Origin of the sequence: Parasedimentitalea huanghaiensis (genome assembly GCF_009753675.1) — a bacterium.
GTDB classification, from domain to species: Bacteria; Pseudomonadota; Alphaproteobacteria; order Rhodobacterales; family Rhodobacteraceae; genus Parasedimentitalea; species Parasedimentitalea huanghaiensis.
The window spans coordinates 325,001-343,462 of record NZ_WQLV01000005.1 but is presented as its reverse complement, the minus strand read 5'-3'; the positions used below and the strand labels follow the sequence as shown (position 1 = coordinate 343,462).

19 protein-coding genes are annotated in these 18,462 nt (G+C 55.5%); 10 read left to right on the top strand and 9 right to left on the bottom strand.

All coding sequences use genetic code 11. The annotated features are described in order from the left end of the window. Positions 1-41: 41 nt before the first annotated feature. Positions 42-1,931 carry a monovalent cation:proton antiporter-2 (CPA2) family protein gene (locus GO984_RS10785; protein ID WP_157022534.1) on the top strand — a complete coding sequence of 630 codons (1,890 nt, stop codon included), beginning with the start codon at positions 42-44 and terminating at the stop codon, positions 1,929-1,931. 31 nt (positions 1,932-1,962) lie between these two features. On the opposite strand, the gene cobT is transcribed toward GO984_RS10785, so the two are convergent. Continuing rightward, entirely contained in the window at positions 1,963-2,979 is a 1,017-nt protein-coding gene (gene cobT / locus GO984_RS10780) for a nicotinate-nucleotide--dimethylbenzimidazole phosphoribosyltransferase (RefSeq protein WP_157022533.1), read from the bottom strand. Positions 2,980-3,078: 99 nt separating this feature from the next. Between cobT and GO984_RS10775 the strand changes: the two genes are divergently transcribed. Continuing rightward, positions 3,079-3,831, top strand: coding sequence for an adenosylcobinamide-GDP ribazoletransferase (locus tag GO984_RS10775; RefSeq protein ID WP_157022532.1), 753 nt, complete (start codon positions 3,079-3,081; stop codon positions 3,829-3,831). A 33-nt stretch (positions 3,832-3,864) separates the two neighbouring features. On the opposite strand, the gene GO984_RS10770 is transcribed toward GO984_RS10775, so the two are convergent. From GO984_RS10770 to GO984_RS10745, 6 genes are all read right to left on the bottom strand, one after another. Then, positions 3,865-4,638: a potassium channel family protein gene (locus GO984_RS10770; protein ID WP_157022531.1), complete on the bottom strand. Its 774-nt coding sequence runs from the start codon at positions 4,636-4,638 to the stop codon at positions 3,865-3,867. A 123-nt stretch (positions 4,639-4,761) separates the two neighbouring features. Next, positions 4,762-5,283, bottom strand: coding sequence for a CarD family transcriptional regulator (locus GO984_RS10765; protein ID WP_138162184.1), 522 nt, complete (start codon positions 5,281-5,283; stop codon positions 4,762-4,764). A gap of 320 nt (positions 5,284-5,603) precedes the next feature. Next, on the bottom strand, positions 5,604-5,942 hold the full coding sequence (gene fdxA, locus GO984_RS10760) for a ferredoxin FdxA (RefSeq protein WP_138162185.1): 339 nt from the start codon (positions 5,940-5,942) through the stop codon (positions 5,604-5,606). 63 nt (positions 5,943-6,005) lie between these two features. Then, a complete protein-coding gene (locus tag GO984_RS10755; RefSeq protein WP_138162186.1) occupies positions 6,006-6,380 on the bottom strand; it encodes an RNA-binding S4 domain-containing protein in 375 nt (124 codons plus the stop codon). 4 nt (positions 6,381-6,384) lie between these two features. Then, positions 6,385-9,285, bottom strand: coding sequence for a helicase-related protein (locus GO984_RS10750; protein WP_157022530.1), 2,901 nt, complete (start codon positions 9,283-9,285; stop codon positions 6,385-6,387). Positions 9,286-9,299: 14 nt separating this feature from the next. After that, entirely contained in the window at positions 9,300-9,869 is a 570-nt protein-coding gene (locus GO984_RS10745) for a tetratricopeptide repeat protein (protein ID WP_157022529.1), read from the bottom strand. Positions 9,870-9,967: 98 nt separating this feature from the next. Here GO984_RS10745 and GO984_RS10740 point away from each other — a divergent pair, with 98 nt between their 5' ends. The 7 genes from GO984_RS10740 (at position 9,968) to GO984_RS10710 (ending at position 15,712) form a co-directional block, all read left to right on the top strand. Continuing rightward, positions 9,968-10,258 carry an SCP2 sterol-binding domain-containing protein gene (locus GO984_RS10740; RefSeq protein ID WP_157022528.1) on the top strand — a complete coding sequence of 97 codons (291 nt, stop codon included), beginning with the start codon at positions 9,968-9,970 and terminating at the stop codon, positions 10,256-10,258. Then, on the top strand, positions 10,258-11,217 hold the full coding sequence (locus GO984_RS10735; protein ID WP_157022527.1) for an alpha/beta hydrolase: 960 nt from the start codon (positions 10,258-10,260) through the stop codon (positions 11,215-11,217). The genes GO984_RS10740 and GO984_RS10735 overlap by 1 nt, the downstream gene beginning before the upstream one ends. Before the next feature lie 165 nt (positions 11,218-11,382). After that, complete coding sequence (locus GO984_RS10730; RefSeq protein ID WP_157022526.1) at positions 11,383-11,904, top strand: DUF3291 domain-containing protein; 522 nt, start codon at positions 11,383-11,385, stop codon at positions 11,902-11,904. A 287-nt stretch (positions 11,905-12,191) separates the two neighbouring features. Then, on the top strand, positions 12,192-14,012 hold the full coding sequence (locus GO984_RS10725) for a M3 family oligoendopeptidase (RefSeq protein WP_157022525.1): 1,821 nt from the start codon (positions 12,192-12,194) through the stop codon (positions 14,010-14,012). Positions 14,013-14,137: 125 nt separating this feature from the next. After that, a complete protein-coding gene (locus GO984_RS10720) occupies positions 14,138-14,623 on the top strand; it encodes a GNAT family N-acetyltransferase (protein WP_157022524.1) in 486 nt (161 codons plus the stop codon). A gap of 33 nt (positions 14,624-14,656) precedes the next feature. Continuing rightward, on the top strand, positions 14,657-15,082 hold the full coding sequence (locus GO984_RS10715; protein ID WP_157022523.1) for a hypothetical protein: 426 nt from the start codon (positions 14,657-14,659) through the stop codon (positions 15,080-15,082). 117 nt (positions 15,083-15,199) lie between these two features. Continuing rightward, positions 15,200-15,712, top strand: coding sequence for a hypothetical protein (locus GO984_RS10710; RefSeq protein WP_157022522.1), 513 nt, complete (start codon positions 15,200-15,202; stop codon positions 15,710-15,712). A 4-nt stretch (positions 15,713-15,716) separates the two neighbouring features. Here GO984_RS10710 and GO984_RS10705 read toward each other — a convergent pair whose 3' ends face one another. Further along, on the bottom strand, positions 15,717-15,986 hold the full coding sequence (locus tag GO984_RS10705) for a DksA/TraR family C4-type zinc finger protein (protein ID WP_157022521.1): 270 nt from the start codon (positions 15,984-15,986) through the stop codon (positions 15,717-15,719). A 31-nt stretch (positions 15,987-16,017) separates the two neighbouring features. Beyond that, positions 16,018-16,992 carry a Gfo/Idh/MocA family protein gene (locus tag GO984_RS10700; RefSeq protein ID WP_157022520.1) on the bottom strand — a complete coding sequence of 325 codons (975 nt, stop codon included), beginning with the start codon at positions 16,990-16,992 and terminating at the stop codon, positions 16,018-16,020. A 134-nt stretch (positions 16,993-17,126) separates the two neighbouring features. Between GO984_RS10700 and GO984_RS10695 the strand changes: the two genes are divergently transcribed. After that, positions 17,127-18,299: a dipeptidase gene (locus GO984_RS10695; RefSeq protein ID WP_157022519.1), complete on the top strand. Its 1,173-nt coding sequence runs from the start codon at positions 17,127-17,129 to the stop codon at positions 18,297-18,299. Positions 18,300-18,462: the final 163 nt, after the last annotated feature.

Below are 18,462 nucleotides of genomic sequence, written 5' to 3'. Positions count from 1 at the left end.
AACCCATTGCCAATGCCACTGGGCCTTGCGATACCAGCAACATGGAAACCTTTCTTTACCAAGCCTCTGTTTACCTTGCAGCGGCGGTGATTGCCGTCCCAATCGCCGCACGTCTTGGGTTGGGATCTGTATTGGGCTATCTGGCCGCCGGAATCATCATCGGCCCTGTTCTTGGGCTGGTTGGCTCGGAAACGCGCGACCTGCAACACTTTGCTGAATTTGGCGTGGTCATGATGTTGTTTCTGATCGGTCTGGAGCTGGAGCCACGCGCACTTTGGGCTATGCGGCACAAACTGATAGGCTTGGGCGGGCTGCAAGTTCTACTCAGCACACTGGCGCTGATGGCGGCGGCCATGGTTGCAGGCGAGACCTGGCAAGTTGCGCTCGCAATCGGCTTGGCCCTTTCCCTGTCTTCGACAGCTATCGTGCTGCAAACCCTGTCAGAAAAGGGGTTGATGCAGACTGGTGGTGGCCGGGCTAGCTTCTCTGTGCTGCTGACGCAGGACATCGCAGTCATCCCTATTCTGGCCTTCTTACCATTGCTTGCCGTAAAATCTGTTCTGCAGATCAATGAAGACGGATCAATTAAGCGCGCAGCAAGCGTCGTGACAGATCATGCCTCCGGTCACGGCCCCGGACTGTCACTGGTTGATGGCCTGCCCGGGTGGGCCGTTACATTGGTGACCCTCGGCGCGATTGGAATGATCGTACTGGCGGGCATCTATCTGACCCGTCCGGTTTTTCGATACATCCACGCCGCCAACCTGCGCGAAATGTACACCGCACTGGCCCTGCTGATTGTTGTGGGCATCTCATTTCTGATGACTTTGGTCGGGCTATCCCCTGCCCTTGGCGCTTTCCTGGCGGGCGTCGTACTGGCCAACTCTGAATTTCGGCATGAACTGGAAAGCGATTTAACCCCCTTCAAAGGTTTGTTGTTGGGATTGTTCTTTATCACTGTGGGCGCTGGCATAAACTACCAGCTGTTTTTGGCCGATCCCGCTGACTTGATCGGATTGGCGCTGCTGGTGATCCTGGCCAAAGGCACGATTTTGTACTTCGTAGGCCGCGCCTTTGGCCTGAAGCGACGCAATCGCTGGCTATTCACTCTGGGGTTGGCCCAGGCTGGTGAATTTGGATTTGTACTGTTGTCCTTCTCACGGCAACTCGACGTCATCCCACCTGCGCTGACGGAAAAGCTCTTGTTGATCGTTGCCTTATCAATGCTGATCACGCCCCTTCTGTTCATCACCTACGATATTCTCTCTAAACGGCTTGGAGAGGCCAAAACTGAACAAGAGCCAGATGAGATCGACGAAGAAGGCCCCGTTATCATCGCAGGCATCGGCCGCTTTGGTCAGATCGTCAACCGACTGGTTAGCGCCAGTGGCATCAAAACTGTGGTGCTGGACTACGATATGAAAGCGATCCAGTTGATGCGGCGCTATGGGGTCAAGGGTTTCCTTGGTGATCCAACGCGTCCTGAACTTCTTAAAGCAGCAGGTCTGGCCAAGGCGCGGGTACTGGTGGTGGCGCTGGATGATCCCAAGAAGACGATCCAGATGATCAGTCAGGTGCGTAAAGTTAGGCCCGACTTACATATCATCGCCCGCGCCCGCGACCGCACCCATGTGTTCGAGCTATACAAGGCAGGCGCCAATGACATCGTGCGCGAGGTGTTCGACAGTTCCCTGCGTGCGGGGCGCTATGTACTTGAGAACATCGGCCTCAGCGAATACGAGGCTGCACAGGCTGAACAGACCTTCTATGCCCATGACCGGATGACCGTCCGCGATCTGGCCGACTACTGGAAGCCCGGCGTTCCCTCCAGTCTGAACAAAGCCTATATCGCCCGTGCGCGAGAGTTAGAGAAAGATCTGGAAACAGCTCTGCTCGAACTGGCCGAGCAGAAGGATCAGAAACAGGCGTAACTGCGCCTGTTTCTGAATTTGGAAACGGCAATCAGCCGTCAGTGACACCAGCTTCGGCAAAGGTTGCCATACCGCTATGGCAGACCACTGCCCCCTTCAGGATCTGAATAGCCAATGCCGCGCCTGATCCTTCGCCAAGCCGTAATCCCAGCGACAGCAGTGGCTCTTTCCCCAGCTTGGCCAGAAGCACAGGATGCGCGCCCTCTGCGCTCTGATGGCCGGCAACACAGTGATCCAATGCACCATCTGAACTTTGCGCCAGACAGGCCGCGGCCGCACAGCAAATAAACCCATCCAAAACGACCGGGATACGCAACATGCGCGCAGCGGCAATTGCGCCTGCCATGGCGGCGATCTCACGCCCCCCCAAACACCCCAACGCATCCACGCCATCTTTGATTTCGCCCTGATGCAAGGCGACACCTTCAGCCACCACACGGGTTTTGTTCGCCAGACCAGCATCGTCAACGCCGGTGCCTCGACCAGTCCAGTCAGCTGCCTCGCCGCCAAACAACACACAGGCCAGTGCCGCCGCCGGGGTAGTGTTACCAATGCCCATCTCGCCAACCACCAACAGATCGGCGTTTGGATCGACCGATCCCCACCCGGCCTGCAGGGCTGCCAACAAGTCGCCGTCCTCCATTGCAACACCCTGAGTGAAGTCCCCGGTTGGTCGGTCTAATTCCAGCGCCAGAACATCCATCCGTGCTCCGGCCAGCTTGGCCAACTGATTGATCGCTGCCCCACCGTGTTCAAAGTTGATCACCATCTGTGCGGTAACCTCAGCCGGGAACGCAGAAACGCCCTGAGCCGTGACGCCGTGATTGCCGGCAAATATAATCACTTGTGGGTTTTCGATACTTGGACGTCCTGTTCCGCGCCAACCACCGTACCAGATCGCAAGATCCTCAAGTCTCGCCAGCGCTCCGGGCGGTTTGGTCAATTGGCCGTTGCGTTCAGCCGCAGCAGCCTGCGCCGCTGGGTCAGCGGCTGGCGCCTGGGCAAGCAGGGAACGGAAGTGATCAAGATCGGTCAGCTCTGGTAGCATAAAATGCCTCGTTGCATCAAAGGGGGGGACGCGGGTATTGCGGATGCAGACTGTTTAACCCCTGCACACCATACCGCAAGTCCCGCAAGAGGCCCGCAAATGCGAAAAAACGACATCATCCGGGATATTGCACTGGCCCAGGTTCTGCTGACCCGCTTACCGCTCCCCAAGTTGCCCGAACCCTGGTTTCAGCGGCAGGCTCGGGCCGCATGGGCCTTTCCACTGGCCGGGCTGGCGATCACCCTGCCCGCCTGCGCCACAGCTGCCTTAGCCCTCTGGTTAGGCCTGCCTGCGCCTGCCGCTGCCGGACTGTTGCTGGTTATCCAAATTGTTTTAACCGGAGCCATGCACGAAGACGGGTTGGCCGACACCGCTGATGGGTTTTGGGGCGGCTTCACAACGGAACGCCGGTTAGAGATCATGAAGGACAGCCAGATTGGCACCTATGGTGTACTGGCGCTGATCATGTCACTTGGGCTGCGTTGGCTGGCCCTGTCTGCACTGCTACCCATGGCTGGTGTTTGGCCAGTTCTGGCCTTGTCCCTGCTCAGCCGCGCAACGATGCCGGTTCTGATGGTCGCTTTGCCGAACGCCCGCAAAACCGGGCTCTCCCAATCCGTGGGACGCCCTGAAGTTTTTCCCTGCGTCATAGGCATCTCACTGGCCGCTTTTCTTTCGGCACTGATGATTGGCGGTATCACAATAGCGCTTTTTGCGATGCTCTCAGCAACCACTGTTGGCCTTGCCTTTCTGGCCCACAGGAAAATTGGCGGCCAAACAGGGGACGTGCTGGGCACCAGCCAGCAGCTCGCTGAACTCTCGGGGTTACTCCTGCTTCTCCTGGTTCTCTAACTGCCTTAGTTGGAGGATTAGACCAGACAACGACTATTCCACACCCAGCGTGCGGATCTTGATCAGACTGCCACAATGCTTGCAATGCACCGCATCAAGGTCATGGCGCAAAAGGCCGCAATCCTTACAGGTGTGTTTCACCTTTTGCGGGTGAAACAGCGTCTGTGCCAACCGTACAAAAAGCGCGACCCCAACGGCCATAATAAAGACGGAAAACAGCTTACCAACCGCAGTATCCAGCGTCACATCGCCATAGCCAGTAGTCGTCAGTGTGGCCACAGTAAAATACAGCGCATCAATGTAGGGCGTTGGCGTGCTTGTGCTGTCGATAAAGAAGACCAACACGGCTGTGGCCGTCACAAAAACAAACACGAACAAATTGATAGCGGCAATCACCGCATCTTCATGGGCACTGAAGAACCGGCTGTCACGACGCAGATCGCGGACCAAATGATAGGAATGGATAAGCCTGAGCAACCGCAGGATACGCAGAAATGCCAGGTTCCCTGCCAAAAACGGATCCAACAGCAACGACAACACGACCAAGACATCAGCGATCGAATAGATCCGTTTCAACAAAGCCCAGGGATCCGGGTCGATCCACAATCGCGCAGCAAGATCCACGGCAATGACCACCCCGACCAGAGCACTTAGCCCGACAAGGCCCAAGCCATGTTCAATATGTGCGGTTGCAATAAAAAACAGGATGGTAACGACATCAAACGCGATCAGCCCATAGCGAAACCGAACTGCGGCATGGGACCGGCCTCGATATAGAACTCGCAACCTTTTCTTGAGCTTGACCATCAGCGCTCCGGTTTTCCGACGTCCTCTAAGGGTGATATGTTATGGCGTCACAAAAGGCAGGACCAGATACAAAAAGGGCCGTACCACGCGGCACGGCCCTTTTTAGAATAAGGTAGCGGTTTATCAGGCTGCAGCAGCAGGTGCGCGGGATGCCAGTACATCACCAACCTGTTTGGCGGCGAGGATCTCGTCACCGCCAGCAACAGCAGCCACTTCGCGCGTTAGCCGCTCCAGTGCAGCTTCATACAGCTGACGCTCGGAATAGCTTTGCTCGCGCTGATCATCGGTGCGGTGCAGGTCGCGGACCACTTCGGCAATGGCAATCAGATCACCCGAGTTGATTTTTTGCTCATATTCCTGAGCCCGGCGAGACCACATAGCACGTTTGACCTTGGCCTTACCTTTCAGGGTCTTCATCGCATGTGCAATCACATCTGGCGAGCTGAGCGAGCGCATGCCCACTTCGACTGCCTTGTTGGTTGGCACCCGCAGTGTCATCTTGTCCTTTTCAAAGGTGATCACGAACAGCTCCAGCGCAAAGCCGGCTACTTCCTGCTCTTCGACTGAGATGATTTGGCCAACGCCATGGGCCGGGTAGACCACAAACTCATTCGGGCGGAAGTCGAGCTTCTTCGATTTACTCATTCAGATCTTTCCTTACTATCAATCGGCCGCACGGGCCAAAAACCGATCACACCAAACACTCAATCTGGACGGGCCACATAGTGTGACCTGAGAACCCAGATTATGACGTGGTAAAACCAACCAGATGTGCACCAAAATTGGCACACGATCGGGATGAAGACCGGTCGGTGAGTATATTTACCCCATCAGTATAGCACAAAAAACACCTTACCAAAAGCCAAGCACCGACAAAGGATGGTGAAAACTTGTATCTTCAGCGCTGCAATACGCTTTCTGACGGCTCACCAGCACAAAGCGGAGCGAATCGGTAGCGGTGAGCTTTAGCCGCCCTCGCCGGGTGCTTCGGAGAAATACTTCTCCAATTTACCGGTTTCACCGTCTTTTTCTTCGGCACCAGGCATGGGGTCTTTTTTGGAGATGATCACCGGCCACAATTCGGCATACTTGCGGTTAAACTCGACCCATTTGTCCATGTCTGGCTCTGTGTCAGGGCGGATTGCATCAGCCGGGCACTCCGGCTCGCAAACACCACAATCGATACATTCATCAGGATGAATCACTAGAAAGTTTTCGCCTTCGTAAAAACAATCCACCGGACATACCTCGACACAGTCGGTGTATTTGCAGGCGATACAGTTATCCGTAACGATGTAGGTCATGAAGCTCGGTCCCGAATGTCGATTGTCGCCTAGCTAAATCAGAGCCGCCGACACTGCAAGATGTCAATACACGTCATGTTTGCGGCTAAGATCAAGTGCGCGGCGATCTTTCTTACCAGGCCGACCTTTTCCCTCAAAGCTGGGGTTGCGCGGAACATCCGTTCGCTTTTCAGTCATATCAAAGTACAACGCCTGAGCCTCAGGGGCAGGTCCACGTCGCGTGCCGATGGCCTGAACGCGAACCACCCGGACCTGCCGCCCCTGAGTAAAGGTTAGCACATCGTCCGGCGCAACCATCTGCGCCGGCTTAGAGATTTTAGTGCCGTTGAGGCGAACATGACCCGCACTGATCTGTTTGCTGGCCAGGCTACGGGTCTTGAAGAACCGCGCCTGCCACAGCCATTTGTCAATTCGGATCTTAAGCGCCGCGTCCGACATCAGATCACTTGCCCTGCTTCAGCCCCATCAGCGCCGCCGCAAAGGGGTTGTCAGGATCGATCTTCTTTTCCGGCTTCGGAGGACGAGATGAGAAGGTTTTAGCGTTCTGCTGAGAACGCGCGCCCTTCTTGCCACCTTTGCCCTGCGGTTTGCCACCACGACCTTTACCCTGAGGTTTACCACCGCGACCTGCACCACCACCTTCATTCTGTTCACGGCGCTGGCCACGTTGACCGCCCCCCTGACGATTGGTGCGACCCCAGGTGAAGGTAAAGAACTGTTCCATTTCAGGTGCAGCTTCAGCTACGTCTGAAACTACGGGTTCAACAGCTTCAGCATTGGCAGCTTCTTCTGCTGCAACATCCGCTTTCGGGGCCTCGGTTGCCGCCTCGGTGGTCTCAGTTGCCTCGGCTGGCGCCTCGGCGGTTGCGGCAGTTTCCGCAGATGGAGACTGGTCGCCATCCGTATTCACTACAGCTGCATCGTCAGAGCCACTGGCCGCTACAGGTTCGGGTGCAGCTACGGCTTTCACTTTTGCCCGCTCACCTTTTTCAGCCTTATAGCCCAGACCAGTCATCAGATCTGCAAACTGTTCCAGCGTCATACCGGTGATCGACAGCATATCCGCCTTGGCCTCAAATCCACCACGGCTGTCTTCGCCGCGCAGCATGTCAGCCAGACGTTCCAGCATGTCGATACGAATGGATCGCTCACCCGCAGCACGGTAGCCACACATGGTATCATAGCCCTTGGGCGCGTTGGCCGGCGTAGGCACAGTGACCAATCCCGGAGGCGGTGCCTCGGGAAATTCCTGCAAGCCCTGCGCCAGCGACCACAAAACCAGGCGCAGACGCGTCGGTGCGGGCTTTAGCAACAGGGGCATGAAAATGGTGAACTGGCCAAACCGAATGCCGTGCTTGCGCAGAGCGCCACGCGATTCCTGGTCCAGGTCTTTGACCTCTTGTGCAACTTCAGCACGCGGCAGGATGCCCAGTCCTTCAACCATGCGAAAGGCAAAGCCCCGTGCCAGACCGGTCAGCTCAGAGTCATTCTGCAGGTTCTGTAGGGGTTCGAACAGGGCAGCAATCTTGCGGCTGATGAAATGCTGTAGCCGGCGTTCAACTTTTTGGGCGACATCAGCGCCCGCTGCATCGTCCACAAAAACAGTAATTGTAGGGTTCAATGGGTCGGCGCCAGCAGTCAATTTGCCAACAGCATGTTCGCCCCACATCAATCCCCCCTGTTCGGTAAAATCAATTTCGGTATCGGGTGCATTATAAAAGCGGTCCGCGCGCAGATGGAACTGCGGCGCCAAAGCCTGCATTGAGGCAGATTTCAAAGCTTTTGCCTCGGCCCCCTGTGCGCTTTTGTCCGGTGAGAACCGGAACCCTTCCAGCCGACCGACGAATTCACCTTCGACGGTCACATCACCTTTATCATTCACTTCGGCCAAGAGGGCCTCCTTCTGTTTGAGCCGGCGCAAGAGCACGGATGTGCGCCGGTCCACAAATCGCTGAGTCAGACGCTCGTGCAATGCGTCCGACAATCTGTCTTCTACAGCGCGGGTTTGCCCACGCCAATGACTTTCGTCACGAAGCCATCCTTTCCTTTGTGAAACATAAGTCCACGTACGAATAAAGGCCAACCGCTTGGACAAAGTATCGATATTGCCGTCAGTGCGGTCAATCAATTTGATCTGCCGGGCCACCCAGTCATCCGGGATCGCCCCTCGTTCGACCAAATGATCAAAAATAAGCCCTAAAAGATTGGTGTGTTCGGCATGTGACACCCCTCTAAAATCGGGTACTCTGCAGACATCCCAGAGCAGCTTAACGCCGGGTCCAGAGCGGGCACGGGCTGTAACCAGCGGGTCTTGCGACAACATTTTCAACGTACGCAGGTCATCTGCCTCACGCGCCTTGACCAAATACTCGCCTGTCGGGCTGACTTCCAATGAGCGGATAAGCGCCTCTGGCGTGCCAAATTGCAGATTCGCCGAGCGCCAGTTCAGCTTTTTAAGCGGATCAAACTGATGATCCATGATCGAACCCGCGACCTGATCGTCCAGCGGGCGCGCGTCTCCGGTAACACCAAAGCTCCCATGGCTCATCCCGCGCCCAGCCCGACCTGCAATCTGAGCCAACTCGTTCGGCGCCAGTGGGCGCATGCGCTGGCCATCAAATTTGATCACCGAAGAAAAGGCAACGTGGTCGATATCGAGGTTCAGCCCCATGCCAATGGCATCGGTGGCGACGAGGTAGTCAACTTCGCCATTCTGGTACATTTCAACCTGCGCATTACGGGTGCGCGGACTGAGCGCCCCCATCACCACCGCCGCGCCGCCTTTTTGACGACGGATCAACTCGGCGATGGCATAAACATTGTCCACAGAAAACCCAACAACGGCGCTGCGTGGTGGCATCCGGCTTATCTTTTTAGATCCAGAGTACACCAGTTGGGACATACGCTCGCGGTGCATAAACTGCACGTCGGGCACCAGCGCCGCGATAGGGCCACGCATCGTGTCCGAGCCCATAAACAGCGTCTCGTTCAATCCTCGGGCCCGCAACAGCCGGTTGGTAAAGACATGGCCCCGCTCTGGGTCAGCGCACAACTGGATCTCGTCAATGGCGAGAAAATCGCACCCCATGCCTTCGGGCATCGATTCGACGGTGCAGACCCAGTATTTTGTACGCGGTGGCACAATCCGTTCTTCACCCGTCAGCAATGCCACCACCGAAGGGCCCCGGATCGCGACGATTTTGTCATAGACCTCGCGCGCCAGCAGCCGCAACGGCAAGCCGATTACCCCGGTGCGGTGCCCCAACATACGTTCGATCGCGTAATGAGTTTTGCCAGTGTTGGTCGGGCCTAGGACGGCCACAACCCGAGATGCGCTCGTCATTGCATCAGCCCTAATTACAGTTCTTTGCCCACAATTGCAGGCTTTAGTCGTTCCAGCGCACTGGTTACGTCACCGTGATGCGGATGTATAGCCTGAGCGCGCAGATAGGACTGATAGGCCCGCTCCGGGTCGCGGAAATGTTCGAACACATTGCCCAGCGCAAAAATTGCGTTGTAGTCATTTGGGTTCAAAAACAACGCCCGCTCCAGATCCGCCACCGCAGGGCCGTATCGTTCGATCAGGTAGTAGACACGCGCACGCTGATACCACCCGTAGGCAAAATTCGGCGCATGATCGGTCAGCGCAGTCAGATGTTCGACCGCCTGTTTCATATCGCCACGTTCAATCGCGTCCAGACTGCGCTTCAGCAACAGATCCATCGCCGCCGAACCACTATTCCCCCACAACGCCTGCAACTGCCGGTCTAATGCAAGTGCCGCAGCCGAATCTGCCTCGGCAAGTGCCTCCAGTAAGGCGGACTCATCGGTAGAATCCTGTGCATTTGCCGTAAAAGGCGAGAAAAAAGTGACTGTCAGCAGCGTTGCCGCCACGATAGCTTTGAGGTTCTGAGATTTTAAGACCATGATACAAGCCAGTGTAACGACGCTTGCCACGAATTCTAGTGCTGACGGAACCGCCGTCACATAGACGTGTAAGTGCAGATCAGAGTTAAGGACACAAGATGAGCGATATACTTGCCAAGGCTGCAGATGCGCTAAACGACAAGTTTACTGGTGGAGAATTCGACGCCTCGGCAAAATTTGAAATCAATGGGCTGGGTGCCATCGTCATAGATGCCTCCGGTGCGCGGGTCAGTGATGACGAGGCTGACGTAACACTTTCCGCTGATGCGGAAACATTTGAGGACATACTCAGTGGCGAGTTGAACCCCACCAGCGCCTTTATGTCCGGCAAGCTCAGCATCGATGGTGACATGGGTACAGCCATGAAACTTGCGGCGGTTCTGGCCTGATGGACGCGCGCCCGATGGATCTGCAGCCCGCCCCGTTCTTTGCTGATATCGCCAAAGGACCGGCAGGCGGCCAGGCCCATTGGGTGACCACCAGCGATGGTCTGCGCATCCGTGTAGGCCATTGGCAGGCAGAGACTGCGACCAAGGGTACCGTTTTGCTGTTCCCTGGACGCACCGAATACATCGAAAAATATGGGCCAGCTGCCGCAGATCTGGCTGCGCGTGGCTATGCCACCGTGACTGTTGACTGGCGTGGACAAGGTTTGGCCGACCGGATGCTGCCCGAACGCCAGTTGGGGCACATTGATCACTTTCCCAACTTCCAAAAGGATGTCGCCGCAACCCTGGATCTGGCCGACAGGCTTGCCCTGCCAAAACCCTATTTCCTAATCGGCCACTCAATGGGTGGCGCAATCGGCTTGCGCGCTTTGATAAAGGGGCTGCCGGTAAATGCCTGTATCTTCACCGGACCAATGTGGGGTATTCATATCTCCCCTGTGATGCGCCCAATAGGTAAACTCATGGGGAAAATCGGCCCCGCAATTGGGCTGGGAGGGAAACTTGTTCCAACCATGGGGCTGCAAAACTATGTGCTGGCCAATCCGTTTGAAGGCAACACGCTGACCAACGATCCGGAAACATATCAGTTCATGCACGATCAAATGACTGCGCAGCCAGATCTCGTACTTGGTGGCCCAACCATCAGTTGGCTGGGCGAAGGACTAAAAGACTGCACAGAACTCGCCGCAATGGCTTCACCTGCCCTGCCCTGCATCACCTTTTTGGGAGCGCTGGAACAGATTGTCGACTGTCCTGCTGTACATGACCGCATGGCGCGTTGGCCGGGCGGCGAATTGGTTCTGTTAGACGATGTGCAGCACGAGGTCATGATGGAAACACCCGATGTCCGAAAAGCGGTGTTTGACCAGATGTGCAGTCTCTTTGACCAATACCGCTAGCTGGCATCTACATCCGTTCAGCAATGCCTTTGGTGTTCAACCCGTCCGCCAATCGTTGGTGAACACCCAATGTTTTATGAACATCCCTTTGCGTTCAAATCATTGACAGGTGAACTCCGATCGCGGGAAATAGGCATAACATTTTAGAGAGTATTTTTTACATTCATGCGACTTGCACTTTACACATTTGGGATGTTCATCCGCCCTTCCGAAGACCCGGCAAATGATGGGTTTCATGCCTTAAATGACCCCGTATTTGAAACACTTGATCGCGCCAGTGGATTGATCGCCCGATCTGGATACGCGTCCGATCCCGGTCCCGAACCTTGGGGACAAGAGGTTTATCCGAAGTTCTACGAGGAGCGAGGCGATGGGTTTTCGCCAGCCACTTTATCGCTTTGGACTGATTTGGAATCTTTGTTCAGTTTCACCTATTTTGGCTTGCACGCAACGGCTTTGGCTCGCGGGCGCGAGTGGTTTGAAACTCCAAAATGGCCACCGCTTGTATTGTGGTGGCACACAGGTGGCGAATACCCGCAATGGGTTGATGGTGTGGCAAAACTTGAATACCTGCACGAACACGGATCATCGCCCGCGGCTTTTACATTCAAAACCCCATTTGATCCTGACGGCACTCCCACAAAACTCGACAAGAAAAAGGTTCAGCGGGCGCAGGCTAAGGCGTAAGAAATCAACTAAAACCGCTTGCGGACTTACTTGTTCGGTGTAGCTGCACACGCTCCAAACCAATGTCCAACAGTACATGAGCAGTGGTAAAATTCCCTCTTGTCTTTGCAAAACAGCTTTCGTGCGCAGAGCCTCATCTGGTGAGCTTGGAACAGATTGAATTGCCGCCTTCAGTCCAAAACCTTGGCTAGCCTTATGAAAGTGGCATTTTCTAGCTGTTGCTCCGGCTTGTGATCCGCCCGCGCGCAACTTAGATGTTTTGCGAACACAAGACATCGAGGTGACACATGTTTCAACTTCCCTTCCCCGTCCGCGACGCCAATGCCGCCTCTGGATCTGACCAATTCGGCGACCTTCCCGAATGGGACCTAACCGATCTCTATGCCAGCGAAGACGCCCCAGAACTGAAGCGGGATCTGGAATGGCTGGAAAATGAATGTGCCGCCTTTGCCAAGGATTACGAAGGCAAACTGGCAGATCAAGACGCTGCTGACCTATTGAACTGCGTGCTGCGTAACGAAAAGATCAACGGCATCGCTGGCCGCGTCATGTCATATGCCGGGCTGCGCTATTATCAACTGACCACGGATGCCGACCGCGCCAAATTCATGTCCGACATGCAAGAGTCCATCACGGTTTTCACCACACCGCTGGTGTTCTTCACGCTGGAAATCAACCGCATTGACGACGCAGTGCTTGCTGCACATTTCGACGCCAACACTGATCTGGCCCGCTACAAACCTGTATTCGACCGCATCCGCGCGATGAAACCCTATCAGCTGTCGGACGAGCTGGAGAAGTTCCTGCACGATCTGGGTGTGGTCGGCGACGCATGGGAACGGCTGTTTGATGAAACCATCGCCGGCCTCACCTTTACCATCGACGGTGAAGAGCTGAACATCGAAGGCACCCTGAACTTCCTGACAGAACAGGACCGCTCCAAACGCGAAGCTGCCAGCCGTGAGTTGGCCAGGGTGTTTCAGGACAACATCAAGACCTTTGCCCGCGTCCACAACACCCAGGCCAAGGAAAAGGAAATCATCGATCGCTGGCGCGGCATGCCCAGTGCGCAAATGGGCCGTCACCTGTCCAACGATGTAGAACCCGAAGTGGTCGAAGCTCTGCGCAGCGCCGTGGTCGCCGCCTACCCCAAGCTGTCGCACCGCTATTACGACCTGAAACGCAAATGGCTGGGCTTAGACCGCATGCAGGTCTGGGACCGCAACGCGCCGCTGCCTATGGAAGACACCCGCACCGTCAGCTGGGCCGAAGCCGAACAGACAGTCATGGAGGCCTATGCCGCCTTCGATCCTCGCATGGGTGAACTGACCAAACCCTTCTTTTCCAAGGGCTGGATCGACGCAGGCGTCAAACCCGGCAAAGCCCCGGGCGCCTTTGCCCACCCCACCGTCACCGACGTGCACCCCTATGTGATGCTGAACTATCTGGGCAAACCCCGCGATGTAATGACCCTGGCGCATGAACTCGGCCACGGGGTGCATCAGGTGCTGGCCGCTGATCAGGGCGAAATGCTGTCATCGACCCCGCTGACCCTAGCCGAAACGGCTAGCGTTTTTGGTGAAATGCTCACCTTTCGCAAGATGCTGGACAAGGCCGAAACCAAAGAGCAGCGCAAAATTCTGCTGGCGGGTAAGGTTGAGGACATGATTAACACCGTGGTGCGCCAGATCGCGTTCTACGATTTTGAATGCAAATTACACGCCGCCCGCGCCGAAGGTGAGTTGACCCCAGACGACATCAACGCCTTGTGGATGTCAGTTCAGGCTGAAAGCCTTGGCGAGTGTTTTGACTTCATGGAAGGCTATGAAACCTTCTGGGCCTATATCCCCCACTTCGTCCATTCGCCTTTCTACGTTTACGCCTATGCCTTTGGCGACGGCTTGGTCAACGCGCTCTACTCGGTCTATGCCGAGGGCGACGAGGGTTTCGAGGACAAGTATTTCGACATGCTCAAAGCCGGTGGATCTAAGCACCACAAAGAGCTGTTGGCCCCATTTGGGCTGGACGCCTCGGACCCCAAGTTCTGGGACAAGGGCCTGTCGATGATTTCCGGCTTCATTGATGAGCTGGAGGCGATGGAAGACTAAGTTTTTCCACTTGCCCATTGGCCCGGCGACATCGCCGGGTCTCACCTGACTTTCCCGTCGATATGGAAGGGCGCATTACGCCACCTTAAGGTCAGGCATACCCTTCTATTTTTCACGGATATTTCATGCATCCCATTGAACTACGCCCAATCTCAAAACAGGACTTCGATCTGGTGCGCCACATTCAGGTCACGGACGATCAGACCCTCTACTCGGGCACCATCCTCCAGGCATTCAACTCTCCGGAAACAGATCTCGACTTTCACGCCATCTTTGCTGAGGATCGCACCGTAGGTTTTTTCAAGATCGACCGGGGGTTCGGCGTCAAAAATGACTTTGCCCGAGATGGTGAAATTGGCCTGCGCGGCTTTATGATCGACATCAACCAACAAGGCAAAGGTTTGGGCAGGACTGCGGCCTGTGCCTTGCGTGACTACCTCCCAAACCTCTACCCTTCGGCTCCTTCAATCGCGCTGCTGGTCGATATGATCAACCCTGCAGCCTATGCCTGTTATGCAAAGGCAGGCTTTGTCGACACCGGAGAATTGCTATCCAAAGGCCTGACAGGACCTCAACACATCATGCGGATGAGCTTGTCGCAGACCGCTTAAAACAATTCATTTTCTCCTTAACGGATAGGCATCATGACATCTTTTGCAAAAAAATACGCTGCCGGGCAGTATGCAGAGGTCTGGCGAGAGATGGATCAGAACTGGGCGTCTTTTTCTGAATCGATTGCGTTCGAGCAGGGAAGCCATTGGCAGCGTTCCTTCACCGTTGATCGAGAGGATGCAGAAGACGTATTACGGCAGACATTCGAACGTGTTGCACATAATTCCGATCTGTTAATCCAACGCCTTCGCGAAACAGGTTACCGGTTTGAGTGCGAGTCTGGCCGCTATGGGCCGCCAGTTTCTCCGCGTCAGAGCGCGGTAGACCAGGTTGCGCTTTGCAAGGCGTCTCTAGAAGCCGACTTTGGTGATCTTTACGTATTTGACAAAGATCTCTCACCATTTCCTCTTGCATTAGAACGCTTTGGCCAGATTGTCGGCACCTTGGATTTGGTGTAACGGTTTCCTCCATCAACCGCCATAGATCTGGATGCCCTTAAGAAAAACCCGCGCCCAGAAGGTTTCAAGTCATCCGCTGGTTTCAGCTCGGAAGAATGGCTCTCTATTGCAAATAATTTGAGCGCTGCAGTTGAAACCTACGCGCCGGAAAAAACAGAACAGCAAATCCAACTTGAACAAGAACTGGATGACCAAGACCGCCAACCTCACCCGCATGCCGGTGACCCGGTCCTGTCTCGTCTTGGCGATTGGGATCCCCTCACTGTAAGTTTTGAATATCTGTCTATGACATTGACGGACGAAGAGGCCGAACCTCAGATTTTGTCCAGTGGTGGCTTGGCATACGTAGGTGGGATCGCCGCCAGTTTTGAACACAAGGCCAATATTGGCGGTGCCGAAGCCGTCTCATTCGATTTCCCTTCAACGTCGCTCGACCCACTCATAACGGCAGAGGGCATCAAAATACCCTTCACAACTTACCTCCGCTGGGCGTTTGCGCGTGGTGGTTTCTTCGGCGTGCCTCGGCCGGTCCACAGCGAACTCGGGTCCATGAGAGAAGTGGAGCACGGTATGTTTATTCCAGACCATCCAGTGTTTGCGAGCTTGAAGAGAGATTTCCTGCCTTTCTGACAGCCTACTTCAACTGGCTATCCTTAGACCCACGCCGGTTGAACCCACCGCGAGCCTTGTAAACCCCATCCCGTTCCTGCTGGCATTCAACACACAGCTTGACGCCGGGGATTGCAGCCCGGCGCCGTTCGGGGATGGGGTCCTCACAGTCAGCGCAATGGGTCAGGCTGTCCCCCACCGGAACCTTACGTGTTTGCATCCACGCCAACTCATCACTGATTGACGCCTCGATCTGTTCGCTGACTGCGCCGTCTTTTGCCCATCCAGCTGCCATACCCGTTCCTCCAGAATACCCACACGTGCGCTCAGAGAGGCGTCGCCACCTCTAACACCCTATCAATCATCACCTGCGTTCCGCGCGAGAATTCTAGCGGACACGGGTAGTCGACACCGTCACGAACCGAGCGCCCAAAGGCTTCGACCTGCAATTTGTAATGGTCATCCCCCGGAAAGCGGGTCACCTGCACCTCTAACCCAGCGCGATGCAGCTCTACCCGTGCCTCGCCAAAGACCCGCGCATTAAACGGTGCCGTTAGCCTAATCACACCAGTTTCGCCGTGGAACACCATCTCTTGATAGGGGTGCATGCGAATGCTGACATAGGCGGAATAGGAAAAACCGGGAAACTGCGCCTGCACTTCTGTCAGTGTGTCGACACCATTTTCCCAACGGATACGGGCCGAGATCTCGTCAGGTTCCTGACCTGTGGCATAGCGAGCTCCGCCGAAAACATAGACACCGATGTCACGCAATCCTCCGCCGCCAGTCTCGGCTTTGTTGCGGATGTTGCCCATATCCGTGCGGTTATCGTAGGAAAACTTACCGCTGACATGCGCCAGCTTGCCAATGGCACCCTCGTCAATCAACCGCCTCACCATCTGCCACTGCGGATGATGCACGATCATGTAAGCTTCGGCCGCCAGCACACCGGTCTCGTCACGCTTGGCAATCAACTGATCGAACTCAGCTGCCCGCATGGTCATCGGTTTCTCGCACAACAAGTGTTTGCCTGCGGCCATCGCCTTCAGGCTCCACTCGACATGCAGATGATTGGGCAGCGGTACGTAAACCGCATCGATGCGAGGATCTGCCAAAAGCGCATCATAGTCATCATAAACATTGAGGTCCGGGCAGAACGCCTGGAATGGCTCTGCTTTTTCAGGGCTAGAGGTTGCCAATGCCACCAATTGCGCCCCTTCGGCCGCGTGAATCGCAGGTGCCATATATTGACGCGCAAACTTAGCCGCCCCTAAAATTCCCCACCTGACCGGTCTTTGCATCATGTTCCTCCTGATTGAACCGCCAGCTTACCTTGGTTGTGGTCGGCAGCAAGGGATCTTGACCTGATGTTTTGCTTTGCGCCGCTTCTTCACTGCCTTAGGCTGAACAAAAAACGACAGTACAGGTGTTTTTGATGCGCAAATTTGGAAAATGGCTGGGCCGGTTGCTGATCCTCGCCGCCATTTCTGTGATCGCCGGTTTGATCTTCCTGCCAGGCTATTTGGAAGAAAGCCGCAATTTGGTGGCTGAACACTCCCCCTACCCAATCTCACCCGAGGCGGCAAAGCTGCACAACGATCTTATCATCGGCGATTGGCATGCCGACCCTTTGCTGTGGAACCGCGATCTGAGCAAACGGGGCGACCGGGGCCATGTAGACATCCCGCGCCTGATCGAAGGCAACGTCGCGCTGCAAATGTTCACCGCTGTGACCAAATCCCCGGCAGGTCAGAACTATGATCACAACGATACAGATGCGATGGACAATATCACCCTTCTGGCCCTGGTGCAGATGTGGCCACCACGCACCTGGGGATCGCTATACCAGCGCGCCCTGTATCAGGCCGAAAAACTGCACAGTGTACAGGCCCGTTCAGAGGGTCGGTTGCGGATCATTCGAACAGAAGCAGACCTTGACGCTCTCATGGCCTTGAAACTGGCTGGCGTGCCAGTTGTTGGCGGCCTTCTAGGGATCGAAGGCGCCCATCCGCTAGAAGGTGACCTGAGCAATCTACAGGGGCTACAGGACGCCGGGTACCGGATGCTCGCACTACAGCATTTCTTTGACAATGAACTGGGGGGCTCCTTGCATGGCAGTGGCAATGCCGGGTTGACTGATTTTGGCCGCAAAGTGGTGCAGGCTGTGGTGGATCGTGGGCTGATCCTGGATGTCGCCCATTCCAGCCCACAGGTGGCACGGGATGTGCTGAGGATGACGGATATTCCATTGGTTGTGTCACATACGGGAATTTACAAAAACTGCGAGGTAAAGCGCAATTTCCCAGATGACCTGATGCAAGAGATCGCCGCCACAGGTGGTGTGATTGGTATTGGCTACTGGGCGGATGTGACCTGCGACGACAGCCCGGCCGGAGTGGCCAAAACGATCAAAACCGCCATCGAAGTGGTGGGTGAAGATGCGGTCTCGCTAGGATCGGATTTTGACGGGTCAGTGCAGGTTTCGTTTGACACCTCGGAACTGGCGGCCCTGACTCAGGCGATGATGGACGCCGGACTAACCGAGGGTCAGATCCGCAAAGTTGCTGGCGAGAACATGCTGCGCGTGCTGAGGGCGCGACTGGAATAATCGACATAGGTTCTCGTCCGAAATCAATTCCTGACAATTACAGTCAACTATTTGATTTGTAAGGTTTTTTATTGACGCCCCTCCACCACGCAGTTACCAAGAAGACAGAACACACAGCAAGCCAGAATCATCCGGCCTCCAGCTCCTCCAGCCAGCCTTTTGG

Coding starts and splice junctions, on each gene's coding strand:
- GO984_RS10785 (WP_157022534.1), top strand. CDS start 42: ATGGAAACCTTTCTTTACCAAGCCTCTGTTTACCTTGCAGCGGCGGTG.
- cobT (WP_157022533.1), bottom strand. CDS start 2,979: ATGCTACCAGAGCTGACCGATCTTGATCACTTCCGTTCCCTGCTTGCC.
- GO984_RS10775 (WP_157022532.1), top strand. CDS start 3,079: ATGCGAAAAAACGACATCATCCGGGATATTGCACTGGCCCAGGTTCTG.
- GO984_RS10770 (WP_157022531.1), bottom strand. CDS start 4,638: ATGGTCAAGCTCAAGAAAAGGTTGCGAGTTCTATATCGAGGCCGGTCC.
- GO984_RS10765 (WP_138162184.1), bottom strand. CDS start 5,283: ATGAGTAAATCGAAGAAGCTCGACTTCCGCCCGAATGAGTTTGTGGTC.
- fdxA (WP_138162185.1), bottom strand. CDS start 5,942: ATGACCTACATCGTTACGGATAACTGTATCGCCTGCAAATACACCGAC.
- GO984_RS10755 (WP_138162186.1), bottom strand. CDS start 6,380: ATGTCGGACGCGGCGCTTAAGATCCGAATTGACAAATGGCTGTGGCAG.
- GO984_RS10750 (WP_157022530.1), bottom strand. CDS start 9,285: ATGACGAGCGCATCTCGGGTTGTGGCCGTCCTAGGCCCGACCAACACT.
- GO984_RS10745 (WP_157022529.1), bottom strand. CDS start 9,869: ATGGTCTTAAAATCTCAGAACCTCAAAGCTATCGTGGCGGCAACGCTG.
- GO984_RS10740 (WP_157022528.1), top strand. CDS start 9,968: ATGAGCGATATACTTGCCAAGGCTGCAGATGCGCTAAACGACAAGTTT.
- GO984_RS10735 (WP_157022527.1), top strand. CDS start 10,258: ATGGACGCGCGCCCGATGGATCTGCAGCCCGCCCCGTTCTTTGCTGAT.
- GO984_RS10730 (WP_157022526.1), top strand. CDS start 11,383: ATGCGACTTGCACTTTACACATTTGGGATGTTCATCCGCCCTTCCGAA.
- GO984_RS10725 (WP_157022525.1), top strand. CDS start 12,192: ATGTTTCAACTTCCCTTCCCCGTCCGCGACGCCAATGCCGCCTCTGGA.
- GO984_RS10720 (WP_157022524.1), top strand. CDS start 14,138: ATGCATCCCATTGAACTACGCCCAATCTCAAAACAGGACTTCGATCTG.
- GO984_RS10715 (WP_157022523.1), top strand. CDS start 14,657: ATGACATCTTTTGCAAAAAAATACGCTGCCGGGCAGTATGCAGAGGTC.
- GO984_RS10705 (WP_157022521.1), bottom strand. CDS start 15,986: ATGGCAGCTGGATGGGCAAAAGACGGCGCAGTCAGCGAACAGATCGAG.
- GO984_RS10700 (WP_157022520.1), bottom strand. CDS start 16,992: ATGCAAAGACCGGTCAGGTGGGGAATTTTAGGGGCGGCTAAGTTTGCG.
- GO984_RS10695 (WP_157022519.1), top strand. CDS start 17,127: ATGCGCAAATTTGGAAAATGGCTGGGCCGGTTGCTGATCCTCGCCGCC.